Genomic DNA, 16,824 nt, shown 5'->3' with positions numbered 1-16,824 from the left:
GAAACGAACTACAAAGAAAATTACACCAAGGAGACCAGATCATGAAGACACTCAAACGCTTGTTATTCGGTGCCAGTCTGCTAGCCAGCCTGTCGGTCACGGCCGTGCCTGCGATGGCACAGGCGACGGAGCAGTTCATCGCGATTCCCAGTTATCGGGTCGGTCCTTACGGCACCAATGGTCAATCGTATTACGGCGGCTATGTGGATTATCTCAACTACGTCAATCTCAAGGAAGGCGGCATCAACGGTGTCAAGCTGTCCTGGGAAGAGTGTGAGACCGAGTACAACAATGCCAAGGGTGTCGAGTGCTACGAGCGTCTCAAGAACAAGAATCCGGTAACGCACGGTACTGCCATCAATTCCATGGCGACTGGCATCTCCTACGCGCTGATCGATAAGAGCGTCGAAGACAAGGTGCCACTGCTGATGATGGGCTACGGTCGTACCGATGCGGTGGATGGCTCGGTGTTTCCGTATGCGTTTCCGCTTGTGACCACGTATCAGATGCAGGTGTCCGCCATCGTCAAGTTCCTGACCACCAAGAACGGTGGCTCGCTGGCGGGCAAGAAGATCGCATTCCTCTACCATGATTCAGCCTATGGCAAAGAACCCATCGTTGCGCTGGAAGCCGAGGCTACATTGGGTAAGTTCAAGCTGGTGGAAATTCCTGTCGCCCATCCCGGCAATGAGCAGGGTGCGCAATGGCTGCGAATCCGGCAAGAGAACCCGGATTACGTGATCTTCTGGGGCTGGGGCGTGATGAACCAGACCGCACTCAAGGCTGCGCAAAAGGTCGGTTATGCGCGTGACAAGATCATTGGTTCCTGGTGGGCTGGTTCGGAAGAGGACACGATTCCCGCTGGCGAAGCTGCCAAGGGCTACATGTCTGCCACCTGGAATGTGGCAGGCAAGAACGTGCCGCTCATTGCCGATATTGAAAAGGTGGTCTACGGCGCGGGCAAGGGCAACCTGCAGGACAAGGCCAAGATTGGATCGATCCTTTACAACCGTGGCGTTTCCGCTGCAATTGCTACCGTTGAAGCGGTGCGTACGGCACAGACCAAGTTCGGCAAAGGCAAAGTCATGAGTGGCGAGAACGTGCGCTGGGGTCTGGAAAACCTGAACATCAACAATGCCCGGCTGACCCAGCTTGGTGCTACCGGTCTGTTGCCTGAAATTCAGACTTCCTGCGACAACCACGAGGGCTCAGGCAAGGTCAAGATCCAGCAATGGGATGGCAGCAAATGGGTACTGGTATCGGACTGGATCGAGGGTAACAAGAACCTGATCCATCCCTTGTTCAAAGCCTCGGCTGCCAAGTACGCGAAGGAAAAGGGCATCACTCCGGCCTGCATGAAGTAATCGGCGCTATGTCTTCAATCGCTCCCGAAAACCAGCAGGAAAGGTCGCAGCAGATGGGTACTGCACTCAATATCAATAATATCGAAGTCATCTACGACCATGTGATTCTGGTCCTCAAGGGCGTTTCTCTGGCGGTGCCGCAGGGCAAGATTGTGGCTCTGCTGGGCGCCAATGGTGCCGGTAAGAGCACCACTTTGAAGGCGATTTCCAATCTGCTCTCGGCCGAGCGTGGGGATGTCACCAAGGGCAGCATCGAGTTCAATGGCGAGCGGGTGGATCAGCTGACGCCGCATGATCTGGTCAAGCGAGGCGTGATTCAGGTGATGGAAGGGCGGCACTGCTTTGGTCACCTGACGGTGGAAGAGAATCTGCTCACCGGTGCCTACACCCGTGGCATCAGCAATGCCGAGGTCAGGAACGAGCTGGAAAAAATCTACACCTATTTCCCGCGCCTGAAGGTCAGGCGGCAATCGCAGGCTGGCTACACCTCGGGTGGCGAGCAGCAGATGACCGCGATTGGTCGCGCCATGATGGCCAAGCCCTCGATGATTCTGCTTGATGAGCCTTCGATGGGACTGGCACCACAGATTGTGGAAGAGATTTTCGAAATCGTGCGCGATCTCAATACCAAGGAAAAGGTTTCGTTCCTGCTGGCCGAGCAAAACACCATGGTGGCGCTGCGCTATGCCGACTTCGGTTACATCCTCGAAAATGGCCGGGTGGTGATGGAAGGCGCTGCCAATGACCTGGCCAGCAATGAAGATGTCAAGGAATTCTATCTCGGTGTATCCGGAGCAGGACGCAAGAATTTCCGTGACATGAAGTTCTACCGGCGTCGCAAACGCTGGCTGGCCTGAACGGATCGACCACCTTCTTTTTTGATACCCCTGACGGAACTCTCATGGCCGACCACCTCGATTCTTTGGAGCAGCGCTCACCCGAACTGCGCGAGGCCAGTCTGATGGCGGCCTTGCCCGACCTGATCGCGCGCGCGCAAGCTGCAAGCGGCTGGGCCAGCATCTTGCAAGGTGTGGTACCGCAGGCGATTGATCATCGGGCTGCACTGGCGCAATTGCCAGTGACGCGCAAATCCGATTTGCATACCTTGCAGGCAGCGCAGTTACCGTTTGGCGGGATGACTGTCACGCCGCCACGCGCATTGAAGCGCCTGTTTGTCTCGCCCGGGCCGATTTACGATCCGGAAGGCCATGCACCCGACTGGTGGCGCTTCGAGCGACCACTACGGGCGCTCGGCCTGCATGCCGGTCAGGTGATCCAGAACTGCTTTTCCTATCATTTCACGCCAGCCGCATTCATGGTGGAAGGCGCGGCCATCAAACTTGGTTGCGCCGTCATTCCGGCTGGCATCGGGCAAACCGAGTTGCAGGCGCACACCATGGCAGCCTTGCAGCCGGATGCCTATATCGGCACGCCATCGTTCCTTAAGATCATCATCGAGAAGGCCGCTGAACTGGGGCTGGCGACTGATAGTCTGCAACGTGCACTGGTCAGTGGCGAAGCCTTGCCACCGTCGCTGCGTAGCTGGTTTCATGGGCATGGTGTCGGGCAGGTGCTGCAACTGTATGCATCAGCTGATATCGGTAGCATTGCCTATGAGACCCAGACCGATGGCGCGGTCAACCCCGGCATGGTCCTCGACGAAAGTCTGATTCTTGAAATCGTGCGACCCGGAACCGGTGATCCGGTCCAGCCCGGTGAAGTTGGCGAAGTGGTTGTGACTTCGTTCAACCCTGATTACCCGTTGATCCGTTTCGCGACGGGCGATATGTCGGCGGTGCTGGAGGGTATCTCACCCTGCGGCCGGACCAATACGCGGATCAAAGGCTGGCTGGGACGTGCAGATCAAACCACCAAAGTGCGTGGCATGTTTGTCCATCCCTCACAGGTCGCGGATGTTTTGCGCCGGCATCCGGCTATCCGCAAGGCGAGGCTGGTAGTGACAGGCGAGATGGCCAACGACAGCATGACGCTGCTTTGCGAAACCAGCGACCCGCAAGGTGTAGCAGGGCAGAACGCTGCGGTCGCAGACAGCTTGCGTGATGTCACCAAACTGCGCGGTGAAGTCTGCTTTGTCGCATTGGGCAGCTTGCCCAATGATGGCAAGGTGATCGAAGATGCCCGCAGTTATGCCTAGAGGCTGTTGCGAAATGAGCGTGGCGTTGTTGCGGCTCCTTGCCGTACTACTCGTACTGTCTGTGTCACCGCGCTTAGCTATGCTAATTTCGTAACAGCCTCTTAGTTAAGGCGCTTGCTTAATCTGCTTGTTTAATCCGCAGCGGTCTTGACGACGGTCAGCCGCGCGATCAGAAACTCCCCATTGATCACCTTGCGAAATGGCACCCCGGCAGCAGAAAATCCGGGACCGCCTTCGCTGACCCACAACTGCGCAATGGTGTCGAATTCTTCTAGTGACATGCCCAGCATTGGTGCTGAGAGGACGAACTGGGCGCCTTGTTTTTGTTTTTTGAGGATATCTTCGAGCTTGGCCATAGTTAGGGTATTGAGCAAGGTTCTGCGGTGGTCTCAGGAAGCTGGACGGAGCAAGATGATATCAAGTTCGACGTCGGAATGTTAGCAAGCAAGTGTCTGCACGACGATTTTTGCATCGCATTTACCTTGGATGATCGACACTAAGAATTGGTTGCGCCGCGCACATTTTCTGCACGCTAAATTTATGTTGCCGCTGATAAAATCGAGCGACGATCATACTTGGGGAGTAAAGATGTCCGACAGGGGGAACTCAGAACGCGCAGCGTCAAAGCGCAATATCAAACACATGGCGGGGATTGTGGCGCAGGCACCAGTCAAGGTTGCCAGTGAAGTCGTAGGCAAGACCACGCATCTGCTCCAGACGGATGGAGAGATCTTGCCCGGACATGGTCTGGCAAGCGGGGTTCTGGCGTTGACTTTGGCGATCCTGTGCTTTTTGGGTGTGCTGGCCTTCCATTTTCCTCAGTACCTGACCACGCCGGAGTTGCGCGCCAAATATGATGTTGGCGTGATCCGGCAGATCATGCTTGGAGCGTTGCTGATTGCCGGTGGCTGGTCGCTGGCCAATGTCGCGCGCAAGCTCAGTCGCGGCGTCAACGGTGCTGCGCTGTTGCTGGTTCTGGCGACCGTGGCGTTGGGCGGATCACGTGTGCCCGTGGGAGATTTTGCTGATGGGACGCCTTACCTGGGGCTCGATTGGTTGATTCTGGATTTGCTGGGTTCATCGATCATCTTCATCGCGCTTGAAAAGATCTTTCCCCTCTACAAGGGGCAGGCGATCTTCCGTAAGGCGTGGCAAAACGATCTAGTGCATTTTGGCGTGAATCACTTGCTGATTGGCTTCATGCTTCTGGTCGTAAACTATGTGATCCACAACGTGTTTGGATGGATGGCGCGCGACACGCTCCAGGATGTCGTGAGCGGCATCTGGTTCGTGCCGCAATTGTTGCTGTGCGTATTCGTAGCTGATTTCGTCGAATACTGGGTGCACCGTGCCTACCACGAGGTTCCGTACTTGTGGAAATTCCACGCAGTGCATCACTCATCGGAGGTGATGGACTGGATTGCCGGCAGTCGGCTCCATATGTTCGAGATCATCGCGACCCGTGTGCTGATTCTGGGTGCGTTGTATGTCGTCGGCTTTTCAAAGCCGGTGCTGGATGCCTACATTATTGTGGTGGGTTTTCAGGCGGTGTTTAATCACGCGAACGTTCATATCAACTGGGGACCCTTGCGCAAGGTATTCGTGACGCCTGATTTTCACCATTGGCACCATTCCTCGGATGACGAGGCAATCGACAAGAATTACGCAGCACATTTTTCGTTCATCGACTGGATGTTTGGCACTGCGGTCGACTCGGAAAAGCGCTTTCCTCAAAAGTATGGTGTGGTCGGCGATTATGTACCGAATGGCTTTTTGAAGCAGCAAGCGTTTCCGTTCAAGCCGCTTGTATCGGCAAGGCAAGTTGATGGAGACGATAGAAAGCGATAAGGCAGTAACGTATTAACGTAACAAAGCACAGATTCGCTAAAAAGATGCGCCTTTTCACATGCCGGAAGCACTCGCTCCGGCACCAGATCGGTGACGATGCGATGTCGGCTGTGTATAATGACGCGCGGATGTCGCTTTGGACCGTTCAAGCGGGCTTGAAAAGGCTTAATTGGCCTTGAAAAGATTTTGACGTGCTCAAAGCGTGCACCAAAAAGCGGATTCGGTCCGCTGCGCCAGTTGAGTATGCAGGGCGAACGTGAGTTCGCCTTTTTTGTTTCCACGTGCATGTAGACGGTCGCGCTCGCTAATTTGGCAATATGGTTCCTGAGTGTGGCAGTTTGTGTGCGGTAACTGATGTCTTCGTTTGTGATCGGCTGACCATGTTTGAATTTATTCGTAATCATCAGCGCTTGATGCAATTCTTGTTGCTGTTGCTTATTTTTCCGTCGTTTGCGCTGTTCGGCCTGGAAGGCTATAGCCGTCTCAGTGATGGCGACAATGCCGTTGCCAAAGTGGCCGGCCAGACCATTACCCGTCAGGAATGGGATAACGCCCAGCAACAGCAGCTAGAGCGCCTGCGTCAGATGACCGGTGGCCAGATTGACAGCAAGGTCTTTGATACCCCCGAAGCACGCCGTGCGGTGCTGGACAACCTGATTGCCCAACATGCCCTGCAAGCCGAAGTGAGCAAGCAAAATCTGAACGTGTCGGATCTGACGCTGCAACAACGCATCATGCAAATTCCGGGTCTGCTCAAGGCCGACGGTAGCTTTGACAAGGAACAATATCGCGTGCTGCTGGCCGCGCAAGGCCTGACGCCGGCGGGTTTTTCGGCCAGCCTGCGACGTGATCTGACCGTGCAGCAACTGACTGGCGCGATCGAAGGCACTGCCTTTGCACCGAAGACCGTGGCTCAACGCCTGTCGGACCTGAACGATCAGGAACGGTCCGTGCAGGAACTGAGCTTCAAGGCATCTGACTTTGTCTCGCAGGTCAAGGTCACCGACGATATGCTCAAGGCTTACTACGACAAGAACATCAGCAAGTTTGAAGTGCCTGAGCAAGCCAAGATTGAATATGTGGTGCTGGACAATGCTGCTGTGGCATCCCAGGTCACTGTGTCGGATGCAGATGCCAAGTCCTACTACGATCAAAACATCAAGCAATACTCGACCGAAGAACAACGTCGCGCCAGCCATATCCTGCTGACCGTCAAGCCCGATGCATCGGCTGCTGAAAAGGCTGCCGTCAAGGCGCGCGCCGATGAACTGGTGGCGCAGTTGCGCAAGAATCCGGGTGACTTCGCCAAGCTGGCCAAGGCCAATTCGCAAGATCCAGGCTCCAAGGAGCAGGGTGGCGATCTGGGCTTCTTTGCCCGTGGCGCCATGGTGAAGGCATTTGAAGATGTCGCTTTTGGCTTGAAGCAAGGCGAGATCAGTGCACCCGTTGAATCTGAGTTCGGTTATCACATCATTGAACTGACCGGCATCAAGGCTGCGGCTGCCAAGCCGTTTGACGAAGTGAAAGCCGAGATCAGTGCTGACATCAAAAAGCAGCTGGCTGCCAAAAAATATGCCGAAATGGCTGATACCTTCAGCAATACCGTCTACGAACAGGGCGATAGCCTCAAGCCGGTCGCTGACAAGCTGAAATTGACAGTCCAGTCGGCTGCGGGCGTTACCCGTCAGCCTAATCTGGCCATCCCTGCGACAGCGCCGTTCAATAATCCCAAGTTCCTGGCGGCACTGTTTGTGGATGACGCCATCAAGGGCAAGCACAATACTGAAGCCGTACAGGTTGCTCCCAATACGCTCATCTCTGGTCGTATCGTTGAATATAAGCCAGTGACCAAGCGTGCATTTGACGATGTCAAGAGCCAGGTACGTGAGCTGGTCGTACAGCAAGAAGCGCTGGTGTTGGCGCAAAAGGCTGGTGAAGCCAAATTGGCGGCCTTGAAGATCAAGGATGACAGCGCCGGTTTCGGTGCTGAGCGGGTCGCCTCGCGTGCCAAGACCGAGGGCTGGAATCAGGCAGCATTGCTGGCTGTGATGAAGGCTGATGCCACCAAGTTGCCAGCCTTTACCGGTGTGGAGCTGCCAGGGCAGGGCTATAGCGTGTTCCGCATTACCAAGCTGGCTGAGCCTGCCAATCCGGATGTTGCCCGCCGTAAGGCAGAGCAGGACCAGATCGGCAATTCCTTGGCGCAACAGGAAATGCTGGCTTATATCGATTTCCTCCGCGAAAAGGCCAAGACCAAGTTGCTCAAGGGCGCTAACTTGCCTGCGCCAGCTGTTGCTGGTAATGCCGACAAGGCCAATTGAGGAAAACGGATAACGCGGGTAAATCGGGCAAAAAAAGTGGTTTTTATTGAATAAATCACAAATTTTTTGTCCGAATCCGAAAGAAGGTGAGGAATAAGTCACCAAGAAGGCACAAAAAGGTCACGGAAGTGGCCTTTTTTTATGCCCAAAACGGTCAGCTGAACGTACAATTAAAAGCAACAAAGGCTCATCAACCTGCGCAGCACCTCCCTAAAACCTGCTTCGATGTCTGCTCCAATGTCCTCCCAAACGTTTGCGTCAGCACCAACTTCTTCTTCTGGCTCACCTTCTGGCTCCACTTCTGGCTCCACTTCTGCACCGGTTCTCATCATTCACACTGGCGATCCCAATGACGAATTGAAAGATGCCTTTGGTAACTATGCCGTGCAGCTGCAACAGGCGGCAGGGTTGGCTGATCACGAGACGGAAATTGTTTCCGTCTTTCAGGGGCATGCACTGCGTGCGCCAAACCACTATCGTGCCGTGCTGATCACCGGATCGCCGACCATGGTCACCGATCAGGTCGCGTGGAGCGAGCAAACAGCGCAATGGTTACGTGAGGCGGCGGAAACTGGTTTACCAATGTTTGGGGTGTGCTATGGCCATCAGTTGCTGTCCTATGCCTTTGGCGGCAAGGTTGGTTACAACCCGAACGGCAAGGTGGCTGGCACGATGGCGGTTACCAAGCATGCCGCCGCAGCCAATGATGCCTTGCTGCAAGATGCACCTGAGAGCTTCGCAGCGCACATGCTGCATACCCAGGTAGTGCTGGAACCGCCGCCAGGTGCGGTGGTTTTGGGCAGCTCGCCGAAAGATCCGTATCACATGCTCAAGCTGGCTCCGACGATCTATTCAACCCAGTTCCATCCAGAGTTCAGCACTGACTTCGTCAAGGCGCATCTGACCTATTACACCGATACCTATCGGGAAAATGGCATCGACGCTACCCAGTTGTGCCAGTGCGTCAAAGAGACGCCACAGTCGATTGAACTGTTGCGCCGCTTCCTGCGCCTGCACGCCTGAACGGGCTCACTGAGCAGCCTTATTTCACCAACGGTTTGAGATGCGGCCAGACATTGTCCAGCAATGTCGGCTGCGCCTGTTCAATCGGATGTAGGTGATCCGCCTGGAACAGGGCTGGTTTATCGGCCACGTTTTGTAGCAGGAAGGGCACCAGCGCCAGCTTGTTCTGCTGCGCCGCCTGTGGGAACAGATTGGCAAACTGCCGGGTATAGTCAGGGCCGTAATTAGGCGGAATCTGCATGCCGACCAGCAGTACCTTGGCCTTGGCCTGACGTGCCATGTCAATCATTGCTTGCAGATTGGCCTTGGTGTCGCTCAATTGCAGGCCTCGCAGTGCATCGTTGGCGCCTAGTTCGATGATCACCACAGCCGGTGCGTGTTTGCTCAATAGCGCGGGCAGCCGGGTTTTGCCGCCGATGGTGGTTTCGCCGCTGATGCTGGCATTAACGATGGTGACGTCGATCTTTTGCTGTTTGAGACGTTGCTCCAGCAAGGCAACCCAGCCGGTGCCACGGCCCAGCCCATATTCAGCCGAGAGACTATCGCCCAGCACGAGCAAGGTTTTTGGTGCAGAATGAGCAGCCGCTGGCATGATCAGCATGCTCAATAATGCGATCGATACCAAGCATGCCCGTATCCTCATTCCGATTAACCTGACGTCCTCGTATTGCATGCCTGATTCCTTAGTAAGTTCTGCTGCTGCCATTGAAGTCATCCATTTATCCAAGCGCGTTGCCGATGTTTCCGGCACGACCGGTGCTGACCCTGCACACCAGCTGGAGATTTTGCGCGATATCAATTTTAACGTGGCTACCGCAACCACGTTGGCGATCGTCGGCGCGTCCGGTTCGGGCAAGTCGACGTTGCTCGGTTTGTTGGCCGGTCTTGATACGCCGAGCGAAGGGTGCGTCAAGATTGGCGGCGTTGATATTTTTGCCCTTGATGAAGATGGGCGTGCTGCTGTGCGTAAGCAACAGCTGGGCTTTGTGTTCCAGTCGTTTCAATTGCTTGGGCATCTGAATGCGCTTGAAAATGTGATGTTGCCGCTGGAGCTGCGCGGCGACCGCGAGGCGCGGCGTAAGGCTGAGCAGATGCTGGAGCGAGTTGGTCTTGGTAGCCGCCTTAAACACTATCCGCGTTATCTTTCCGGTGGAGAACAACAGCGGGTGGCGTTGGCGCGCGCGTTTGTGACGGAGCCACCGTTGCTGCTGGCCGATGAACCAACAGGTAGTCTGGATGCTGCTACCGGGGCTGCGGTCATCGAGCTGATGTTTGCATTGAATCGTGAACGGGGCTCGACATTGGTGCTGGTGACGCATGATGCTTCGATTGCGGCACGTTGTGCGCAGTCGATTACGATTGCTGCTGGTCGCTTGGTGGAGCAGCGGTAGGCGGTCCATTTCTTCGCTGATTCTGGTTTTTCTTCGGGCCACCCCCGGCTAGGTCGTCCGAAGAAAAACCAGAATCAGCGAAGACATGTAATTGGGAATTGGGCAATAAACGTTGACCATCGTTTTAGCGAACGGTATCCTCAATGCATCCCTAAAAAAGAGAGGGATCAGGTTTGACGACCTGTTGGTTATATCGGCGAAAAGCCGCGTCCTTGTGACGCGTTTTTTTCGTCCTGCTTTTGCTCGTCTCTACGGCGGGTCTTGGCAGGGACACCTTCGGGTGTGCCGGTTTGATATAGCCCCGGTTCGTCAACCCTGTCTTGTGCCCGCCACCCTCAACAGGCGAGGAGCTGGCTGGTACCTTTCAGCGTACCCAACGGAGGCTCCATGATCGACAACGACAGCAGTTCCGCCCGTCATTCCACTAACAACCGCCCCAACCCCAACACTCCCACCCATCAAGATTTTCACTGGATAGAAGGCGAACAGCAAGGCAGTAGCTACGGCAACTTTGTTGAAACCACGCTCGATGTTTCCGCCGGCATTCACGCCTGCCTGCAAATCATTTATTCCAGCGAACTCGAACGCGCCGCCAATGACGATGCCGATGACGGTCAGACAGCCGCACCAGCCGTCGGCATCGTGTATTCGGATCAGTTGAAACGGCTAGCGATTGCCTCCGCCGGGCTCTTACGCGATGAAGCACGGCGGCAAGTGGCGTTCTTCAACGAGATGGACCTCAGCACCGAAGAGGCTGATGCAGAGGAAGCAGCAACCCAGCCGGTTTAGTCCCGTGCGTGCTCGCGAATGATTTGATTGAAGAGTCGGCGAATTGCTGGAATGACTTCGCTGGCAGTCATGCCGACCGGCCCGATTCCTTGTTCGACCAGCACATCGGCAGCCTTGCCATGCATCCAGACCGCCGCCAGCGCGGCTTCTGCCGTGGGCCAGCCTTGTGCCAGCAGAGCACCGCTCAGGCCGGATAACACATCGCCGGTACCGGCCGTAGACAGCGCCGGATTGCCGGTGGGATTGATCACAATGCGGCCATCAGGGAACGCAATCACCGTACCGGCACCTTTGAGAATGGCGATGCACCTGAAATGCTGCGCCAGCAAACGTGCCGCTAGTGGGCGATTACCCTGTACCTTGGCAGTGGTGCTGTCGAGCAGGCGTGCCGCCTCCAGCGGATGCGGCGTAATGATGCTGTTGCAGAGCACATCATCGCCCTCCGGTGCGCGGTTTTGCAGCTTGAATTGCAGACCGGGTTCGGCGGCGATCAGATTGAGGGCATCGGCATCAACGACAATGCGGCCCTGTGCATCGAGCGCACGCGCCAGCACATCATGTGCATGACGCGACGTACCCAGTCCGGGGCCGACCACGACACTGGCGGAACCAAACTCGACCCGGTCAGCCTGGCGCATCATCAACTCGGGATGCACGCTGTCATAGGCGGGCGCATCATCGACGAAGGCAATGAATACTCGGCCGCTGCCGGCATAGGCAGCCATACGCGCAGCCAGTACCGGTGCGCCGCCCATGCCATGCGCACCACCTACCACAATGACGTCGCCGTAACTGCCTTTGTGACTGTTGCCGGGGCGTACCTTGAGCGCGCTGGCGAACAGGTCAAGGTCGTTCAGATGTGCTTGGGCCGGCAGGAACAGGCTGGCAGGAATAGCGAGCGCGTCAACGCTGACCTCGCCGCTGTAATCCTGACCATCGCAGGTGTGCAGGCCAGGCTTGTCGCCGATGAAGCTGAGGGTGTGGGTAGCGCGAATGGCGCTGCCGCCGCTGATGATGCTGCCGGTGTCGGCATTGAGGCCGCTGGCAACGTCAATAGCCAGGATCGGGCAGGTCAGACGATTGACCTGTTCGATGCAGCTGCGCAACTTGCCATCAACCGGCCGCGTCAGGCCGATGCCGAGCAAGCCATCCAGCACCAGCGCCCATGGGTGCGCGGCGAGCAGGTTTGCAGTCGATGGGTCGTTCAGGTCGAGGAAGTGCGGTATTGCCGAACGAGCGCGTTGCAGGGCTTGGCGAGCTTCTTCGGAGCGGGCCTGCTCGTCGCCAGCCAGGGCGATGCTGACTTGCAGTCCCGCCTGAGCGAGGTGGAACGCTGCTTCGAGTGCATCGCCACCATTATTGCCGGGGCCCGCCAGAATCAGAACGTGCAGCTGCGCCGGATCTGCAAGCTTGCCTTCCAGCAGTTGCAAGGTACGCCGGGCACAGGCCTGGCCGGCACGTTGCATGAGGGTGAATGGGGGCAGCGCTGCCTGGGCGGCATGTTCGATCTGGCGAATTTCGGCAACCGAATAAAGCGCATTCATAGGTCACGCAGCCCGGTGAGTTTAATCGTGGTGAATCGTGTGAATCGGACAAAATGCAGGGGATTGGCGCAGAGGACCTGCCGTCGAATCTATTCTATGCCAAGTTGCATTGATCCTGCACGGTCGTATGCGCATGGCAAATCTGTATTATCAGACTTGCCATGCGTGAGGATCTGCTCAGGCACCGGCTTGAGTGGTGAGCAGCCCGGTACTGTCAATCTCCGGTTCACGGCCACTGATGGCGTCGGCCAGCAGTTTGGCCGAGCCGACGGCGGCTGCCCAGCCGTGCGCACCATGTGCAGTATTGAGGTAGATGTTGCCGTGCGTGGTGGCGCCGACCAGTGGCATGCCGTTGGGCTGTAAGGCGACCGTGCTGGCCCAGAAGTTGGCAGTATTGAAGTTGGCCGCGTTCGGATAAAAGTCATTAGCGACCTTGAGCAGGCTAGCGATGGCTTTTGGGTGAGGCTGTTCAGTGGCCGGGACAAAACCGAGCAGGCCGGAGACCCGGATGCGGTTACCCACGCGGGCGATAGCAACCTTATAGGTTTCGTCAAACAGGACCGTGTTGGGGGCTTCGTCGAGGTTCTTGATCGGTGCCATGGCGTTGTAGCTTTGTACGGCGCACAGCGGTAATGTCACACCCAGTGGCTTGAGCAAGGCTTGATTCTGTATGCCTGCGGCGAGCACGACGCCGTCAACGGTCAGACTTTGTTCGCCCAGCTCAATGGCGACGCGGCCGCCAAGTTCGGGGCGCAGCGCAGTGACTGTCTCTGAAAAATGGAACTGCACGCCGATTGACTGCGCAATGGCGCGCAATTGCTTGACGAACAACACGCAATTGCCGGCGCTGTCACGCGGGTAGTACATAGCGTCTACCAGTGGTGTGGGCGACTGGAAGGCGGGTTCAATGCGGACAATTTCTTTGGGATCGATCTGTTTGCGGGGTAATTCGAACTGTTGCAACTCGTCCTGAATCGACGCGCAGCGCGCCGCATCCGCCTGTTGGCGGAACAGATGGAGCAGGCCGACGCTGTTTTCCTGCTCCAGCGCGTAGTGTTCCTGCAGGTGATGCGTGAGCATCTGGCCGTAGGCGGATAAGCGGGTCAGGTTCTGCTTGTTGCTGGCGAAGCTGTCTTCTACGGCGCGTTGTGATTTGCGCGCCCAGCGCAAGCTGCGTGGGCTGAACCCGGATTTAACCAGTATCGGTGGCTCGTTATGGAGCAGATTGGAGAACGCCGACTTGATGATGCCGGGCAGCACCAACGGCTGCACGGCACAGGGCGCGAGCAGCCCGGAGTTGCCAAAGGTGGCTTCTTCGGCCACGTTGGCGCGTCGCTCCAGTACGCTGACCTCGTAACCGGCACGGGCCAGGAAATAGGCGGTTGAGACCCCCGACAGTCCGCCGCCGACAATGGCAATCTGTTTTAGTGTTTTATTGTGCGTCACTATGTATCGTCATTAAATGAAAGCCGGCCGGTGCGTTATCACGGCGCCGGGCCGCTGTTATGCGGCCTGAATGATACCAAATCAACATGGGTTGAGAGCGACGATCCGGGTTTTTTTTCCAAGTACAGGGTGCAATAATGCGGCGCAGATATTCTTGTAACGCAGGGATTCTGAAATCATGGCAATCTTTGCTGGCGGGAACCTCGCGTGCAGAATCTGTTCTTAGCTTGGCAATCCATCGGATGTACAGCACGAGCAAGCGCGATCCGATTGCGTATGATTAACTAACCCCTCGTCCTATGAAAAGGTGACTTTATGACATTTTCCAAACGTTTTGCCGCATTCTTCCTGGCCATGGTTGTGCTGTTTCTCGCTGGTTGCGCTGATACTCCGCAACAACCGAGTACCGGTCAGATCATCGACGACACCGTGGTGACGACCAAGGTCAAGACGGCGATTTTCCAGGAGCCGACGCTGAAGTCGCTCGAAATCAGCGTGACTACCTTCAAGGGAGTCGTGCAACTCAGTGGTTTCGTGGGCTCCAGTTCGATGGCGCTCAGGGCGGCAGAAGTGGCCCGTACTGTTGAGGGGGTCAAGGGTGTCAAAAACAGCCTGATTGTCAAATAGCAGGACCATCCGGCCGTCTGACGCTCATCGCGTGTTGTGCAAGGCCCACAGCGAGAGTGCCTCGCGCTGTGGGCCTTGTTGTTTGGTGGTGAGATGCGGCATCAGCCTGTAACCGTTTCATCCGCACCGTGTAGCTGATCGAAACGCTGCCGCAAGTATTTGAGTAGCGCCCGCACCGTTGGCGATGCGCTGTTGCGGTGGGGGTAGACGGCATTGAGCGGGATCGGCTCTTGCGTGTAACTGTCGAGAACGGTAATCAATCGGCCTGCACGCACATCGCTGCGGACGTCGATCCAGGATTTGTAGGCAATACCTTTGGCAGCGACAGCCCATTCACGGGCGATGGCGGCATCGTCGGTCATGCGGTCGCCTTGTACCTTGATGTCCTGATGCTGACGGCCATCGAAAAATCGCCACTGATTGAATAAGCCCTGCTTGAGGTAAAAGAGCAGGCAGTTATGCGCACGCAGATCGGCCGGCGACTGCGGTGTGCCACGCTTGTCGAGGTAGGAGGGCGCTGCTACCAGCACCCGGCGGCCGATGGCTAATTGTTGGGATACCAGTGACGAGTCCTCCAGCGGCCCCGAGCGGATAGCGACGTCGATGGCATCCCGAAAGAGGTCTGCAATGCGGTCTGAGAATTGCAGCGTCAGGCGCACATCGCGATATTCATCCTGAAACTCGTTCAGCCAGGGCACCAGGACATTACGTCCTATGTCGGACGGCATCGATAGCCTCAAATGGCCGCCAATGGCTGCTTTGCTGCTGCTGAGCAGGTGCTCGCCCTCGGTCAGCAAAGCCAGTGCATCACGACAGTAAGCCAGAAAAATTTCACCGTCCGCAGTCAGTCGCATGCTGCGCGTCGAGCGGGCGAACAGGCGTGTGTTGAGCCGCTGTTCAATCCGCTTGAGGCTGGCGCTGGCGGTGGCCGGCAGGATGCCGAGCAAGCGTGCTGCCTGTGACAGGCTGCCGCTGTCCGCAGTGTGAATCAGGAGTTGCAGGTCGTTGGTTGCCAGCATGAGAAATAGTGAAAGGTATTTTCAAATTAAATTTGTAAGTAATTCAAATTTAACGCTATTTATCTGATTTGGCGATCGTTTCATACTGTGTGCATGCCTGGATGTCCCAGGTCTTGGATAAGGATGAAGCATCATGAGTAGCACGACAGCAAACACGACAGACAATACGACAAACAGCACCATGAAGGCAGTTGCACTGCACCGCTACCTGCCGATTGATCACCCGGAGTCGTTGATCGACGTCACCCTGCCGCGCCCGGAGCCGCAAGGCCGAGACTTGCTGGTCGCCGTCAAGGCAATCGCCGTTAATCCGGTAGACGTCAAGGTCCGCGCCCCCAAGGACAAGCTGGAAGACTCACCACGTGTGCTCGGTTGGGATGCCGCTGGGGTGGTCGAGGCAGTGGGACCGGAGGTCACCGGTTTCAAGCCGGGCGACCGGGTGTATTACGCCGGTGATATCACTCGCCCCGGCAGCAATAGTGAGTATCAACTGGTGGATGAGCGGATTGTCGGCCATGCCCCGGCAAGTCTCAGTCTGGAACAGGCTGCCGCTTTGCCGCTGACCGCCATTACCGCCTGGGAAGCCCTGTTTGAGCGCCTGCATGTGCCGCGGCAGGCACAGCTGTTGGCTGGTCAGCGCCAGCGCAGCATCTTGATGATCGGTGGCGCCGGTGGGGTGGGCTCGATTGCGATTCAGCTGGCAGCGCGGCTGACTTCACTGCACGTGATTGCTACGGCTTCCCGTCCTGAATCGCGTCAGTGGGTGCAAGAGCTTGGTGCGCATGCAGTAATTGATCACTTTGGCGACATCCCGGCGCAACTGGCTGCGTTAGGTCATGCCGAGGTGGATTACGTGCTGATCCTCAACGATACCGACCGCCACTTCCCGACCGCAGCGCAGGTGGTGCGGCCGCAGGGCAGTATCGCGACCATTGTCGAAAATGCAGCACCACTCGATGTTTCTCTCCTGAAAGCAAAAAGTGCCGGTTTTGTCTGGGAATTCATGTTCACCCGGTCCATGTTCCAGACCGCTGACATGGATGAACAGGGCAAGTTACTGGATGCGGTAGCGCAACTGGTGGATCAGGGCGAGATTCGCACTACACTGAACAAGTTGTTGTCACCGATCAACGCTGCCAATCTGCGGAGTGCCCATGCTGAACTGGAGGCCGGGCGCGCGGTTGGCAAGATTGTGCTCAAGGATTTCTAGCGGGAGGTGGGCGGCGTATCTGCGCCGCCGCCCGGATGGCGGTTTCGCTGGGCCGGAACAGGGCGCTCAGGGTATAATGCCGGTTTT

Annotated in this window: 15 protein-coding genes; 10 read left to right on the top strand and 5 right to left on the bottom strand. The window is 56.6% G+C overall.

From position 1 onward, the window contains the following. The first annotated feature begins 41 nt into the window (after positions 1-41). Genes FHW66_RS00440 through FHW66_RS00430 form a run of 3 tightly spaced genes read left to right on the top strand, consistent with a single transcriptional unit; the run spans position 42 to position 3,519 of the window. Complete coding sequence (locus tag FHW66_RS00440) at positions 42-1,364, top strand: ABC transporter substrate-binding protein (RefSeq protein WP_183377756.1); 1,323 nt, start codon at positions 42-44, stop codon at positions 1,362-1,364. 53 nt (positions 1,365-1,417) lie between these two features. Beyond that, positions 1,418-2,221, top strand: coding sequence for an ABC transporter ATP-binding protein (locus tag FHW66_RS00435; protein WP_183378598.1), 804 nt, complete (start codon positions 1,418-1,420; stop codon positions 2,219-2,221). Positions 2,222-2,265: 44 nt separating this feature from the next. Continuing rightward, the gene (locus FHW66_RS00430; RefSeq protein WP_183377755.1) at positions 2,266-3,519 is read left to right on the top strand and encodes a phenylacetate--CoA ligase family protein; all 1,254 of its coding nucleotides are present in this window, start codon (positions 2,266-2,268) and stop codon (positions 3,517-3,519) included. A 131-nt stretch (positions 3,520-3,650) separates the two neighbouring features. Here FHW66_RS00430 and FHW66_RS00425 read toward each other — a convergent pair whose 3' ends face one another. Continuing rightward, positions 3,651-3,893, bottom strand: coding sequence for a hypothetical protein (locus FHW66_RS00425; RefSeq protein ID WP_370543422.1), 243 nt, complete (start codon positions 3,891-3,893; stop codon positions 3,651-3,653). A 268-nt stretch (positions 3,894-4,161) separates the two neighbouring features. Between FHW66_RS00425 and FHW66_RS00420 the strand changes: the two genes are divergently transcribed. From FHW66_RS00420 to FHW66_RS00410, 3 genes are all read left to right on the top strand, one after another. Beyond that, positions 4,162-5,367, top strand: coding sequence for a sterol desaturase family protein (locus tag FHW66_RS00420; RefSeq protein WP_370543427.1), 1,206 nt, complete (start codon positions 4,162-4,164; stop codon positions 5,365-5,367). 380 nt (positions 5,368-5,747) lie between these two features. Beyond that, positions 5,748-7,688 (top strand): SurA N-terminal domain-containing protein, encoded by a 1,941-nt coding sequence (locus FHW66_RS00415; protein ID WP_183377753.1) that lies wholly within the window; start codon positions 5,748-5,750, stop codon positions 7,686-7,688. Between the two features lie 237 nt (positions 7,689-7,925). Then, the gene (locus FHW66_RS00410; RefSeq protein WP_183377752.1) at positions 7,926-8,711 is read left to right on the top strand and encodes a glutamine amidotransferase; all 786 of its coding nucleotides are present in this window, start codon (positions 7,926-7,928) and stop codon (positions 8,709-8,711) included. Positions 8,712-8,730: 19 nt separating this feature from the next. Here the strand turns inward: FHW66_RS00410 and FHW66_RS00405 are convergent, their stop codons facing one another. Continuing rightward, entirely contained in the window at positions 8,731-9,312 is a 582-nt protein-coding gene (locus FHW66_RS00405; RefSeq protein WP_304607788.1) for an arylesterase, read from the bottom strand. Positions 9,313-9,382: 70 nt separating this feature from the next. Here FHW66_RS00405 and FHW66_RS00400 point away from each other — a divergent pair, with 70 nt between their 5' ends. Beyond that, positions 9,383-10,102: an ABC transporter ATP-binding protein gene (locus FHW66_RS00400; protein ID WP_183377751.1), complete on the top strand. Its 720-nt coding sequence runs from the start codon at positions 9,383-9,385 to the stop codon at positions 10,100-10,102. A gap of 387 nt (positions 10,103-10,489) precedes the next feature. Continuing rightward, positions 10,490-10,891, top strand: coding sequence for a hypothetical protein (locus FHW66_RS00395; RefSeq protein WP_183377750.1), 402 nt, complete (start codon positions 10,490-10,492; stop codon positions 10,889-10,891). Here the strand turns inward: FHW66_RS00395 and FHW66_RS00390 are convergent. Further along, positions 10,888-12,435 carry an NAD(P)H-hydrate dehydratase gene (locus tag FHW66_RS00390; protein WP_183377749.1) on the bottom strand — a complete coding sequence of 516 codons (1,548 nt, stop codon included), beginning with the start codon at positions 12,433-12,435 and terminating at the stop codon, positions 10,888-10,890. The two genes, FHW66_RS00395 and FHW66_RS00390, sit on opposite strands and share 4 nt — an antisense overlap. Before the next feature lie 177 nt (positions 12,436-12,612). Then, positions 12,613-13,881: an FAD-dependent oxidoreductase gene (locus FHW66_RS00385; protein WP_370543423.1), complete on the bottom strand. Its 1,269-nt coding sequence runs from the start codon at positions 13,879-13,881 to the stop codon at positions 12,613-12,615. Between the two features lie 315 nt (positions 13,882-14,196). Between FHW66_RS00385 and FHW66_RS00380 the strand changes: the two genes are divergently transcribed. Next, a complete protein-coding gene (locus FHW66_RS00380) occupies positions 14,197-14,508 on the top strand; it encodes a BON domain-containing protein (RefSeq protein WP_183377748.1) in 312 nt (103 codons plus the stop codon). Positions 14,509-14,609: 101 nt separating this feature from the next. Here FHW66_RS00380 and FHW66_RS00375 read toward each other — a convergent pair whose 3' ends face one another. Further along, positions 14,610-15,527, bottom strand: a complete 918-nt coding sequence (locus FHW66_RS00375; protein ID WP_183377747.1) for a LysR family transcriptional regulator — start codon at positions 15,525-15,527, stop codon at positions 14,610-14,612. A gap of 181 nt (positions 15,528-15,708) precedes the next feature. Here FHW66_RS00375 and FHW66_RS00370 point away from each other — a divergent pair, with 181 nt between their 5' ends. Then, entirely contained in the window at positions 15,709-16,737 is a 1,029-nt protein-coding gene (locus FHW66_RS00370; protein ID WP_183378594.1) for a zinc-binding alcohol dehydrogenase family protein, read from the top strand. The last annotated feature ends 87 nt before the right edge of the window (positions 16,738-16,824 follow it).

This window comes from Herbaspirillum sp. Sphag64 (assembly GCF_014192645.1).
GTDB lineage: Bacteria > Pseudomonadota > Gammaproteobacteria > Burkholderiales > Burkholderiaceae_D > Herbaspirillum.
Note: the sequence above shows the minus strand (reverse complement) of the source record. Positions and strands in the feature narration are given on the sequence as shown.